Annotated in this window: 9 protein-coding genes and 2 pseudogenes; 10 read left to right on the top strand and 1 reads right to left on the bottom strand. The window is 36.2% G+C overall.

What is annotated here, in order from left to right:
• Positions 1 to 10: 10 nt before the first annotated feature.
• The 3 genes from BN53_RS02250 to BN53_RS02240 are packed head-to-tail and all read left to right on the top strand — an operon-like array spanning position 11 to position 1,795.
• A complete protein-coding gene (locus BN53_RS02250) occupies positions 11 to 808 on the top strand; it encodes a MurR/RpiR family transcriptional regulator (RefSeq protein ID WP_009559275.1) in 798 nt (265 codons plus the stop codon).
• Complete coding sequence (locus tag BN53_RS02245) at positions 795 to 1,292, top strand: hypothetical protein (protein WP_009559274.1); 498 nt, start codon at positions 795 to 797, stop codon at positions 1,290 to 1,292. Before BN53_RS02250 ends, BN53_RS02245 begins: the two co-directional genes overlap by 14 nt.
• 14 nt (positions 1,293 to 1,306) lie before the next feature.
• A complete protein-coding gene (locus BN53_RS02240; RefSeq protein ID WP_009559273.1) occupies positions 1,307 to 1,795 on the top strand; it encodes a PTS sugar transporter subunit IIA in 489 nt (162 codons plus the stop codon).
• A gap of 101 nt (positions 1,796 to 1,896) precedes the next feature.
• On the opposite strand, the pseudogene BN53_RS02235 reads toward BN53_RS02240, so the two are convergent.
• Positions 1,897 to 2,985 (bottom strand): annotated as a pseudogene (locus BN53_RS02235) (YfcC family protein); the annotation flags it as partial.
• Positions 2,986 to 3,131: 146 nt separating this feature from the next.
• Here BN53_RS02235 and BN53_RS02230 point away from each other — a divergent pair.
• The 7 genes and pseudogenes from BN53_RS02230 (at position 3,132) to BN53_RS02200 (ending at position 11,813) form a co-directional block, all read left to right on the top strand.
• A complete protein-coding gene (locus tag BN53_RS02230) occupies positions 3,132 to 5,207 on the top strand; it encodes an SLAP domain-containing protein (RefSeq protein ID WP_009559271.1) in 2,076 nt (691 codons plus the stop codon).
• A gap of 294 nt (positions 5,208 to 5,501) precedes the next feature.
• Positions 5,502 to 6,896: a BglG family transcription antiterminator gene (locus BN53_RS02225; protein ID WP_009559270.1), complete on the top strand. Its 1,395-nt coding sequence runs from the start codon at positions 5,502 to 5,504 to the stop codon at positions 6,894 to 6,896.
• A pseudogene (gene ltrA, locus BN53_RS02220) lies at positions 6,875 to 8,031 on the top strand (group II intron reverse transcriptase/maturase); the annotation flags it as partial. The gene BN53_RS02225 and the pseudogene ltrA, both read left to right, overlap by 22 nt.
• Positions 8,032 to 8,418: 387 nt before the next feature.
• Positions 8,419 to 9,813 carry a gluconokinase gene (locus tag BN53_RS02215; RefSeq protein ID WP_009559268.1) on the top strand — a complete coding sequence of 465 codons (1,395 nt, stop codon included), beginning with the start codon at positions 8,419 to 8,421 and terminating at the stop codon, positions 9,811 to 9,813.
• A gap of 423 nt (positions 9,814 to 10,236) precedes the next feature.
• Entirely contained in the window at positions 10,237 to 10,464 is a 228-nt protein-coding gene (locus tag BN53_RS02210; protein WP_009559267.1) for a hypothetical protein, read from the top strand.
• 146 nt (positions 10,465 to 10,610) lie between these two features.
• Entirely contained in the window at positions 10,611 to 10,898 is a 288-nt protein-coding gene (locus tag BN53_RS02205) for a bacteriocin immunity family protein (RefSeq protein ID WP_009559266.1), read from the top strand.
• Between the two features lie 267 nt (positions 10,899 to 11,165).
• Positions 11,166 to 11,813, top strand: a complete 648-nt coding sequence (locus tag BN53_RS02200; RefSeq protein WP_236695135.1) for a histidine phosphatase family protein — start codon at positions 11,166 to 11,168, stop codon at positions 11,811 to 11,813.
• The last annotated feature ends 9 nt before the right edge of the window (positions 11,814 to 11,822 follow it).

Genomic DNA, 11,822 nt, shown 5'->3' with positions numbered 1-11,822 from the left:
AAGGGAAGTTATGAGTAGTTTAAGTGCTAGAATTTTTGAAGCGAGAAAAAAGCTAAGCGATACCGATGAAGCATTGGTCAAGCAGCTTTTAGATGACCCAAAAGGCAACAGTCAGCTAAGTTTGGCTGAACTATCTGAAAAGCTGTATGTTTCAAAATCAGCAATTTTCAGATTATGCAAAAAATTAGGGTTATCCGGATATAGCGAACTGAAATTTGAGTTGATGAGAACTTTTGATGAAACAGAAGTTGAATCGACTATTGATATTGTCGATAAAACAGCTGGTATTTTGAAAGGCGTTATTCAACAATACAAACATTACAATTGTGAACCATTTTTCATAGGCTTAGAGAAAGCAGGTACTGTCTATCTGTATTCAACGGGTTGGCAGCAAGAATTGATTGCCAATTACATTGCTAAGGAACTGTTTTTGGTAGGCAAGAATACTACTGTTTTGCCATCGGCATTTGACGAATTAAGGCGTTGCAGTAGCTGGGCTAAAAAAGATGATATGCTAATTATCGTTACTTTTAGTGGAAATAGGGAACGGCTTTATGAGGAATTGAACAAGATCAGACTTACTAACAACCGTCTGAATATTGTTTCGCTGACTCGTCCAGGTGCTAACAAAATCACATCCATTTCCGATTTTAGTTTATTTTTCGATACGATCGACTTTTCTACTTATAAAGGGTTTTCAAATGAAAAGATATCCTTTTCGCCAGCTTATGTTTATGTCGACTTGCTAATCAATGAATATTATCTTTGGCACAATAATCAAAAGGAGCAGAATAATGGGGAAGCTTAAAAGTGGAGGCAAATTATACCTCAAGAAATTATCAGAATCGTTAGACATTACCCCTCGGCGACTCTTAACGGTCTATAGTTACATTTTATTTCTAACCCCGTTAGCATATTGGGCTTTCATTGAATTTCAAAGCGTGTACGCAAAAGTTACTCCTCTAGCGATAATCAAACAGAATCCTACCATCACGCTTGCATTGATTGTCTCAATAGTAGATTTTGTTCTAGGATACTATCTGCTTTTGCACAAAGAAGATTTTCTTGACAGGGATAGTTTCAAGTTGCTCATGGTAACGCAATTCATAGCTCAGGCGATGCTTGTTAATATCATTTGTGCTTTGATCGCAGTTGTTGGTCTATTGAACATGGGTTCATTAGAGTATACTGATGATAGGGCAGTATTGCAGAGAAATAAGTTTACAATTTTTAGTTCACTAGCAGGTCTAGCATTTAGCTTTGTACTTCTAGTTATTATCAAATTAAGATAAGAAGGTTATGCATTATGTTTAAATTATTTGGCAAAAAGAAATCAAAAGCACATCAAGTTTACGCTCCAACAGATGGCAAACTTATGCCAATCACTGAAGTTAAAGATGATGTCTTTTCAACCAAGATGCTCGGCGATGGCCTAGCAGTAAAGTCAACTAGTGGCAAGATTTATGCCCCAGTAGATGGAACTATCACGACTGTTTTTCCTACCAAGCACGCGATCGGCATCACTACTGAAGAAGGATTGGAAATCTTGATTCACTTAGGCTTAGACACGGTTGAATTGAAGGGTGAACCATTTGAAACCCTGGTTCAAGTTGGCCAAACCGTCAAGCACGGCACTCAATTAGTAAACATGGATTCTGCCAAGATTCAGGCAGCTGGCTATGATGACACAGTAATCGTGGTTTACACTAACATGGATTTACTTGAATCAGTCAGCGAAGTTAAGCCTGGCGACGTAAGTCATGATCAAGAAGTACAAGAAATTACTTATAAGTAATCTATTTTGCAAAAGCCTTCGACCCTAGGTCGAGGGCTTTTTCTACGTATTCGTTCACAATACGCAATCGCAAGTTTTCTTCTTTCAGCTTTTGGATCTCTTTCTCCAGTTCCTTTTACAAAACTTTCAATAAATTTATGTTCATTTAGTCCTGCAATTGGTGCAAAAATGTAAGCAACAGCTAAAAATACTACCGAAATTTCAGTGAAGTACCAGCCTTTTTGTTGAACACCCCAGATCATAATGATAAATCCTAGAGCAAAGACAAGTAAGGTCAATTTTTGTCGAATTGTAAAAACCTGTTTTGTGTCTGTGGTGACTAAATTTAAGAATTTTACTCGGTCAGCTTCATATTGATCGTAAACGATTGACTTGGTGGGATCTTTTCGAACTTTTTCAGCATAATGAGTAACATAAAGAATACCAACAATTAAGCAGGTTAACCACATGACTAATATAAGTGGCAATGCGGAAGTAAAGTTGATCCCAGCTGCGTTAGACGCAATCACTGTTGAGAATGGATTGATGGTAGATGCCATCGTTCCCAAACTAGTTCCTAAGAAAATGGTACCAACGACTGTCATTGTATCGTAGCCAGCCATCAAAAATACTGGGATTAAAATCGGGTAGAAGGCCATAGTTTCTTCGGCAAGACCAAAGGTTGTCCCTCCAATTGCGATTAGTGCCATAACTAGGACAATTAACAGCGTTTGTTTGCCCTCAATCTTCTTTGAAAGGCTTGCCATTCCAGCATCAATTGCCCCATTGGCGTGGACAATGCCGATACATCCCCCAAGGATTAAAACGAAGACAATAATATCAATGCTTTGGGCAATTCCGTTTACCTGGGAAGTTAAAAATTGCTCGACAGCTTCAATAAAAGTTGGCTTCTTGATTTTAATTCTCCGATAAGAATTAGGGATTGCTACTGGTTTATAAATCGTACCATCCGTAAATTTCTTTAAAGCAATTTTTACTCCATATTTGTCAAGAGTAGCTTTAGTTGCACTTGCAGTACTGGTTTTTCCTTCAGGATTTGTGATAATAAACTCATTTTTGGGCTTATCATATGCCAAAGTTGTATAGTTACCAGCAGGAATAAAGAATGTTAGTAACTGAACTAAAATTAGGATAATGATGATTACCGTATAGGCGGTCGGAAATTCAAATTTTTTCTTTGATTGTGTCATAGTGCTCCTCACTTTATGAATAGTAGTTCTTATTCTATATTTTAATACTTTTTAAAGAAAACGGTTTCTTAACATTTGTAAGTAAAAGCTAGTGGTACAATTTAAGTATTAAAAGACAAAGATAATAGATACGAAAGGAAGTCATTATGAGAACCAAAAAATTGATATCGACTGTCGTGGCATTATCTTCTGTAGTTTTATTGGCAAGCATGTCAAACTCAGTAAACGCAGATGAAATTGTTCATCCTAAGCAACCGGATCAAACTGGTAAGCTATATTTGCGTGCTAACTCATACATTTATACTAAATCAGGTAAACGTACTTCTTATGCAGGTAAGTGGAAACTATTAAAAGATGAGTCGGTTAAATACACGGGTACAATTAAGCCTTTGACTAAGAATTACAAATACTATTTTAAGGATAATCAGGCGCAAAAGTATTGGCTGCCTTATCGTACGTACCACAAGTATGCGTATTATCAAATTGCTAACAATAAATATGTTAAAGCAGCTAACGTAAGTGAAGTTAATGGCAATTACATAATTGCTCGCGATCAGGTAGTTAAACCAAAAAAGGGAGCAACAATTTTTACTCCAAATGGTCAATACAACAAAGAATCATATAGTTGGCCTAATTTTGGTAGTTCTCAAAAACTAACATCAATTAAGTCGCTGGTTGTTGATAGTTACGTTGAAACAGCTGATGGTAACCATACGGTACGTTATTACCACATTAAGGGTATAAGTAATCAATATATTCGTGATCCGTTTTTATCAACGCAACCTAAGTTTAGTGTAGAAGCTGAAACAAGCTATACAGCAATAACTGCAGCTAAAGCAATATCTTTATATGATGCAACAGGTAAAGCTGTTTCTTCTGTAAGAAAGAATCATTTGATGCAAGGAATTGAACGGATTTATTTATGGGTACCAGCTGATAATCAAGCTGAATTATTCTACCGAATCAGTGATACTCAAAATTCAACTCCTTTATATGTTAAAGTTGCAGATGTCCGCTATGAGTATGGTCCGAGTGTAAAATTGTACAATTCAGCCAAAGATGCCCAAACTACGTTCAATAAAAAGGCTGATAAAACCGAGTTGGAGCAACTGATAAAGTCTGCAGATAGTGTCCGTTCTACTGCAAAATATTTAAATTCAACCTATCACTACAGGGCTAATTTTGATAGTGCTCTTAAACTAGCAAAACAAGCAGCTCAAGCAAAATCGTCACAAATGGAAATTGATCAAGCTGTTTGGTTCTTACAACAAGAATTAAATAGTCTTCAAGGAAATCAAATTACTGTAAATAGTTATGATCATTTGACCAATGATGAAGCCAAAAAAATCACTCAGATGGCTACAAACTTGTATTCAGCCAAGTATGATAAGAGCTCAAAAGATGGAAAGCGAACATCTGCTAGAGCACTGATGATCAATCACAATACTAAGTTGGTCTTGGAGATAACAGAAACGGGCTACACGGCATCAGGCTATCAAACGGTTGATAAACAAACATATACTGATCTGAAGCTTAGCGATTTTGCCAAACTAGCACCAAAAGCAAGTAAAGTTAATAGCAGCTTTGAAAGTTCGGACAATCAAACTGATTTAGCTAGTGATGCTACTTTGAGTAAGTATGCTCAGTTAATTAAATATGATGATCGTACCAGTGTTTTAGTGGCTAAAACTGATACACCAATTTATCAAGCAGCTAACTTAACAGAGCAAGCATTGCGTTCCGGAGATTTCAGCTTAACAAAGACAGGTAAAATGATTAACAAGGGCAATAATATTGGTTATCTTGTTGGTCCAGTTGTTAAGTTAGATGGCAACTATTACTTAAAAGTTGAGGCCAAAACGCCATATTTTGTAAGAGCAAATGACGTAAAACTTGATAATTTTGCAAATAGCGCTGAATTTAAGAAGTATGATGCTTTACTCAAAGCAGCTTTAAACAACAACTATCGAGTTAATGAAGTAGGACTTAAATTTACTAATGCTAAAATTCCTGTTTATGCGATTGATTCATATGGTAACTTACGTGAGAATCTTACAGAAACTTTGACTAATATAGCTTCTGGTACTAACGATTATGCATATTTTTTAAATAACCCATTCATTACTAAGTATAACGGTGAATTTTATTACCGTGGCCTGACATCATTAAGTTCAGTTTATAAAGCTACTGATGTAATTCCTGTTAAAGCACAGGGAAAATAGGATTAATGGAGCTGTGTCTGGGAAAAAACTAACTCTCAGATACCAAAAGACGATCAATCCAACTCTTAATTTGAGTTGCTTGATCGTCTTTTTCTCGTTATTTTTATTTTCCCAGACACTTTTGTTTTTCTCAAAAATTGTCAAAACTTTATCAAGCAAAAAGAATAACAAGAATGATGATTTTCGTGCATGTAAATCAAAGGTGTTCACTTTTTTTGCAAAAAAAAGAATATTTTTTGATCTTCTTACAATATAAAAAGTAATATATATTTGATTTAAGAAGGAGAGAAATATATGACACAGTTAGATAAGTTGAATAGTAAAAATCGTAAATATTATATACTGAATGATCTACTAAATGGAGAGCATCTTTCTTATCAAGCTTTATCTGACGAATACTTAGTATCTCGCTCAAGCATAGCTAATGATATTGCCTGGATAAGAGAATTCATATCGCAGGATAATTTACAGATAAGCTTTGATAATGATGGCTCATACATTGACTCTGAAGAAGTTGCAAAACAATCAGTTATAAAAAGAGTTATTTTAGAGAACAAAGATTGTGGTATTGATAAACTATTTTTGCATCCCTCATTGGAAGAAGATGTTATGAAAATAATTCATAATGTTTTGGACAAAAAGTCGTATAGAATCTCCGATTTATATTTTGAAAATATTACTTTGATATTGGCAATATACATCTCTCGTAGCAAGAAAGGATTTAAGGTAAATGACTTCCATAATCCCAAAATTCCTAGGATTGAACTGGCAAATTATCCAATTTGTAACTCACTGTTAAGAGAATTGGAAGCATCAGAAATTTATACATTTTCAGAAGAAGAGATAAGATATTTGACATATATTCTGCTTGCAAATGGATTTGATCTGGTTTTGAAGGAGAATCGAATTGAGAGCAATTTGAAAGAAAAAGTCGAAAAATTAATATACGACATAGGCGATGAATATGGAGTAGATATAGGCAATGATTCTAAGTTATTGAATGACTTGCTAATACATATAAGTCAATTGATCAAACGTTCAAGAACGAATACGACAATTGTTAACCCAATTTTGAAAGAAATAAAAATCAATTATGGAAAGCTTTTTGGGATAGTTTGGTATTGTATAAAAAATTCCAGTCTAAGTAACGAAATATTTATATCGGATGATGAGGTTGGGTTTATAACCATTCACTTTCAAGCAGCAATAGAAAGAATGCAAGATCAAAAGCAAATTTATTTTGTGTGTCCGCATGGAATTGGGACTAGTTCATTAGCATTAACTCGTCTGCAAAACTTTTTGCCATCTTCATGCTCAGTATCTGTTTTATCTTTGAACGAACTAAAGGGAAAGAACTTAGATAAGGTTCAAATGATTGTTTCAACCACGAAACTATCTAAACTATCTGTTCCTGTTGTAAATGTGTCACCAATAATCCGCGACGAAGATATTACTCGTGTCATGGCGACCCTTATGAAGGTATCGAAAAACCGATATATAAAAGAGAAAACATGTCTAAGAGATATGGATCCGAATATAGATTTTTCAATATTGTATTTAGAAGATAAAGAAGAATTGGATCAAGACAGTATCTTAAATAAGATATTAGATCAGGTGGATTTTTCTTCTGAAATGAGACGAAAAGAATACCTAAATTCTATTAATGAGAGAGAAAAGATGCAATCATAAAAATGAAATACCGTCCGCAAGCTGTTAGAAGAGTCTACATGCCTAAAGCCAATGGCAAAAAGCGACCTTTAGGAATACCCACGGTCGTAGACCGGGTAATCCAACAAGCGATTGCTCAAGTGCTAATGAAGATCTATGATCCTCATTTTAGCGAGCATAGTTATGGATTTAGACCTGGACGCAGTGCTCATGATGCCATCAATCAAGTTCTAGAATACTTGAATGACGGTTATCAATGGGTGGTCGATCTTGACACTGAGAAATACTTTGACACGGTAAATCATGACAAATTAATTTCAATAATTAGAGAAAGAGTAAATGACAAAACCACCCTCCATTTGATTCGGGCATTCTTGAAAGCCGGAATTATGGAAGATGGTTTGGTTAAGCCTAATAAATTAGGCGTCCCGCAAGGCGGACCTCTTTCGCCAATTCTGTCTAATATCTATTTAGATAAAATGGACCAAGAATTGGAACAAAGAGGCTTGCACTTTGTGCGCTATGCCGATGACTGCAATATTTTTGTCAAAAGTGGTAAATCTGCCAAACGCGTGATGGATTCAATTTCATCCTGGCTAGAAAGAAAACTCTTCTTAAAGGTCAACGCAACCAAAACAAAGGTTGTTAAACCAACTAAGAGCAACTTTCTCGGTTTTGGCTTTTGGAAAAGCGGTAACTCTTGGCAGACAAGACCAGGAGACGATCGTAAAGCCAAACTTTACGACAAGATTAGAGAGCTCCTCTGTCGCAGGAAAGCAGTTGCACAACCGCTATCACTAGTCTTTACGAAGGTAAACCAAGTGGTTAGGGGCTGGATCAACTACTTTAAAATTGGCGGAATGAAGCAATTTCTAACTAAATTCAGTCAATGGTTGCGTCATAAAATACGGGTGGTAATCATTAAACAATGGAAACTGCCAAAACGAATATATACTAACTTGATGCGGATTAACAAGGCACTGAGAACTTTAACGATGAAGATATTCATAAAGTGGCTAATACCCGTCTAGGTTGGTATAAACGCAGTACAGGGCATGTCATTAACTTTTTGCTTAGCCCAAAAGTATTGGGCATAAGCAAAGCGGATCGCCCAGGCTTGGTCGATCCGCTAGAATACTATATATTTCGTAAATAATTACAAATGTAGCGCCGGATACGGAACCGTACGTCCGGTGCAATGAGAGGGGCGAGTTGTTAAACTCCTTCTACTCTATTGCTTTTGATGACTCAATTGTTCTCTTCATGGTATACTTAACTTGTAAATATTTTTTGATTGATTTGATTTTTTCTTGCTTAAGGCAAGACGCTAGCTTATTTAGCTGGATGCGAGTGAATTTTTTTGACAGACTCTAATTGAGTTAGTGTATTGAATTTTATTGAGTGTATTTACAATTTCACGTGAGATTTAAAAGGAGTGCGAACATAATTTGTTTGCGCTCTTTTTGCGTACAATTTTTTTCTATTCGAAAAATAATAAATTGTTATAATTGTTATGTAAGTGTTAAGAAAAGAGGACACTGGGATGTTAATGATTGCAATCGATGTTGGTACGACCAATGCAAAGGTAATAGTTTTCGATGAAAAGGGAAAAGTAGTAGCTAAAGCAGCCCATGGCTATCAGCTGCGCTGTCAACTGCCTGGACAAGCTGAAGAAGATATAGGCGAAATTTGGTCAGCGGTCAAACAAGGATTGAAAGAAGTTGCTGCTAGGATTGACGAGCCTTGTGCAATTACCATGTCGACGGCTATGCATAGCCTGATTGGAATCAAGAATCACCAAGCAATTACGCCGCTTTACAGCTGGGCAGATACCCGGGCAGCTAAATATGCTAAAGATGCAAAGTTAGCTGCAATTGCCAAACGCTCAGGCGTACCGCTTCATCCCATGACTCCACTAGTTAAATTGAGCTGGCTAAAAGCTGAAAATCCGGATCTTTATCAATCAGTCGATCGCTGGATTGATTTGAAAAGCTTTTTGGTGTATCAATTTACCGGCAAGTATCAGACAGACTATAGCTTGGCCGATAGCTACGGCTTTTTTGATCATGAAACTAACTCATGGGATCAAGAGGCTCTTCAGTATTTAGATTTGACTGCTGAAAAGTTGCCTGAAGCAATCGATACAACTAGCAAGCTTGAGATTATTAATTCAGCCTTGATGAAAGAACTAGGCCTTGAGGCTAAAGACTTGGTCATTGGGGCATCAGATGGGACTTTGAGCAATCTTGCCCAGGCAAATCCAGCTACTTCTTTATCGATTAGCTTGGGTACTTCTTCAGCTATCAGAAGCGAAGTTAGCCAGCGCAAACTTGATCCATCTGGCAAGGCTTTTGTTTATTATTTAATGCCAACTCGCTGGGTAGTAGGTGCCCCGTCCAACAATTGCGGAAATATTTGGGCTTGGTGGAAGCAGATACTAGGGTTATCTTTTGAAGAAATGGATGACTTAGTAGCTTCTTCTAGTTTAGGCAGCCATGGAATTTTATTTTATCCATATCTTTATGGCGAAAGGGCGCCTTTGTGGGATGCAAATGCCTCAGGAAAATTGCTGAACTTGCGGGCGGATAACACCAAGGCAGACTTGCTTAGAGCAATTTTGGAAGGAATTTTATTCAATTTGTGCGAAAACTATACCTTGATTGCACCCTTATTAGGAGAAATCAAAGAAGTTAACGTTAGTGGCGGATTAGCTGGTGTTGACGGCGTTTTGCAGATGCTGGCAGACATCTTGAATTTGCCAGTGAATTTGACTAAGCAAGGGGATGCTTCTGCCTTAGGAGCTGCGGTGCTAGGCTTTAGTGTTTATCAAAAAAGCTTGCCCATTGTTGATCATGGACAAGCTAGGTTTGAACCAAATAAGCAGAATGTATTAGCTTATGAGCAGATATTTAATCAGTGGCATAAGCAGCTAAATTAGCTATAAAAAAGCAAAATCCAGACATGAAAGATGTCTGGACGCTTAAGGAATATGTCTCGGAGTTAAATGTAAACGAGTTTTAAGTATAACTATAATATAAAGAGAAGGATATCTCCGAGAATAGGATGTCATGTATAGTGTGTAGGTTCTGCATCCTGTTAGTTAGTAGGTTTACAGGATGAAATATCAATTAGTATTGATATAGAGGGGATGTGTAGCGACTATCCATCGCTACAATCATAGTCTAGCACCATGGCTCCCAAAATATATAATAATATGCTCAGCCTATAGAAAATCTTAAGAAAATTAAAAAAGCTGTAAACTATTTGATAAAGCTTCGTTTTGCATATTGCAAGTCGCATGATTTATAAGTACACTAGGGATGTAAGCATTTTAGGCAAAGTGTGTTAGAGGGACGCGAATATGGAAAGTGATGATAAGGTATTTCTAGAAATAAATGATGACATTCAAAAGATTCAGGGCGTAGAAGTTGCTGATCCTGAAACTTACTTGGAGCTTAAGTCAGCAGTCGTGAATAATGCCGTTCATGGTTGGATTCCAACTAAGGGGGATATTGAATCATTGCTTCAGGTAGCTGATAAATTAGATCCAAGATTTTTGAAAATCTATCGACAAATTAATGCGAAATAATTATTTGCTTTGCAAAAAAGTGATTTTATCTAATTAGGGTAGAATCGCTTTTTTACAAGTAATTCAAATGGTAATTTTGATGTTGAATTTTTCTAAATTTAGATATAAAATTGTGGATATTTCAAATGAAAGAGCTAATGTGAAAAATGTTTGGTAGAAAAAGAAAAATCGAAACAGAAAAAATAATTCTTACCGATATTGATCAAATTTTGCAAGATACCACTATCAAAGCTGAAGAGCGTGATGCATTAATTAGGGTAAAGAATAGACTAGAAAAGGGCCAATACATGCAAAGAGTGTTGAACGACTTTTTAGCACAAGTCAGAAGCTTGGCTTTAAAGTCACAATTATCACCTTCAGTTAGAAAGTTCTACTTAAACATAATCAATGACGCATATCCAGGCACTGCTTGGAGTGGCATGATGTTCATGTAAAAATTGCAAATAAGAGACGAAAAAAGCTACATTATCCAACTGGGGTAATGTAGCTTTTTTACAAGTATGTAAACCCAAATATGGAAGAAGTCCAAGGAGTTATTCACTGTGTGTAAGTTCATTATAGCATGTTTGTTTTCTAAAGGTCCAAATAAACGCTTGTTAAAATAATCAGTTAATTTTCCTGATAGATCAATGATCTGATCGAATTGACTATCAATGATGGGTAATTTTTTCTATAATTAAGAAAGTACAAAATGACGAATTTTGAAAAATATCAACAGAACGGGGATGCAGATTTTGAAGTTAATCTTAGTAAGACACGGCCTAAGTCAGGCAAATGTTGCTAGAACAGTCTCAGGTGCCAAAAGCAATCTAGAATTAAGTCAAAAAGGGATCAAAATTACAACTAAAGCTAGCGAAAGTTTGAAGTTAGAACAAATTGACTTAATTTATGCTAGTCCTCTGATAAGAGCTCAGCAGACTGCGGAAATATTAACGCAAGGAAAAGATTTCTTAACTGACGATCGCTTGATGGAAATGAATTTCGGTTCATGGGAAGGCGCTGATGAAAATTATTTGCGCACTACTTACCCAGACGACTTTGACTTTGAGTTAATGATTGGGACGAACTATATCAAAGATGCGACTGGAGCTGAAAGCTATCAAGATGTGATTGATCGTTGCATGAATTTTATGGATGATTTAAAAAAGCAAGCAGGTGATAAGACTGTGATGCTGGTTTGTCATGGCTTTACGATTCGCTGCTTGATTGCTGGAATATTCGGTTTGGATATCCTTAGCGTAGGTGTGCCAAGGAACTCATCGTTTACAGAAATTGCCTTGGATGAAAATAACAACTTCATGCCTCGTTTGAAGAGCTTCAATCGTCCAGTACCAGAGTATTTTGCTTAAGGACTAGGA

The organism is Lactobacillus pasteurii DSM 23907 = CRBIP 24.76 (assembly GCF_000297025.1).
GTDB classification, from domain to species: Bacteria; Bacillota; Bacilli; order Lactobacillales; family Lactobacillaceae; genus Lactobacillus; species Lactobacillus pasteurii.
Note: the sequence above shows the minus strand (reverse complement) of the source record. Positions and strands in the feature narration are given on the sequence as shown.

Excerpts from the sequence above, each read along its gene's own strand:
- BN53_RS02205 (WP_009559266.1), top strand. The coding sequence starts at position 10,611 with ATGTTTGGTAGAAAAAGAAAAATCGAAACAGAAAAAATAATTCTTACC.
- BN53_RS02240 (WP_009559273.1), top strand. The coding sequence starts at position 1,307 with ATGTTTAAATTATTTGGCAAAAAGAAATCAAAAGCACATCAAGTTTAC.
- BN53_RS02230 (WP_009559271.1), top strand. The coding sequence starts at position 3,132 with ATGAGAACCAAAAAATTGATATCGACTGTCGTGGCATTATCTTCTGTA.
- BN53_RS02215 (WP_009559268.1), top strand. The coding sequence starts at position 8,419 with ATGTTAATGATTGCAATCGATGTTGGTACGACCAATGCAAAGGTAATA.
- BN53_RS02225 (WP_009559270.1), top strand. The coding sequence starts at position 5,502 with ATGACACAGTTAGATAAGTTGAATAGTAAAAATCGTAAATATTATATA.
- BN53_RS02210 (WP_009559267.1), top strand. The coding sequence starts at position 10,237 with ATGGAAAGTGATGATAAGGTATTTCTAGAAATAAATGATGACATTCAA.
- BN53_RS02245 (WP_009559274.1), top strand. The coding sequence starts at position 795 with ATGGGGAAGCTTAAAAGTGGAGGCAAATTATACCTCAAGAAATTATCA.
- BN53_RS02250 (WP_009559275.1), top strand. The coding sequence starts at position 11 with ATGAGTAGTTTAAGTGCTAGAATTTTTGAAGCGAGAAAAAAGCTAAGC.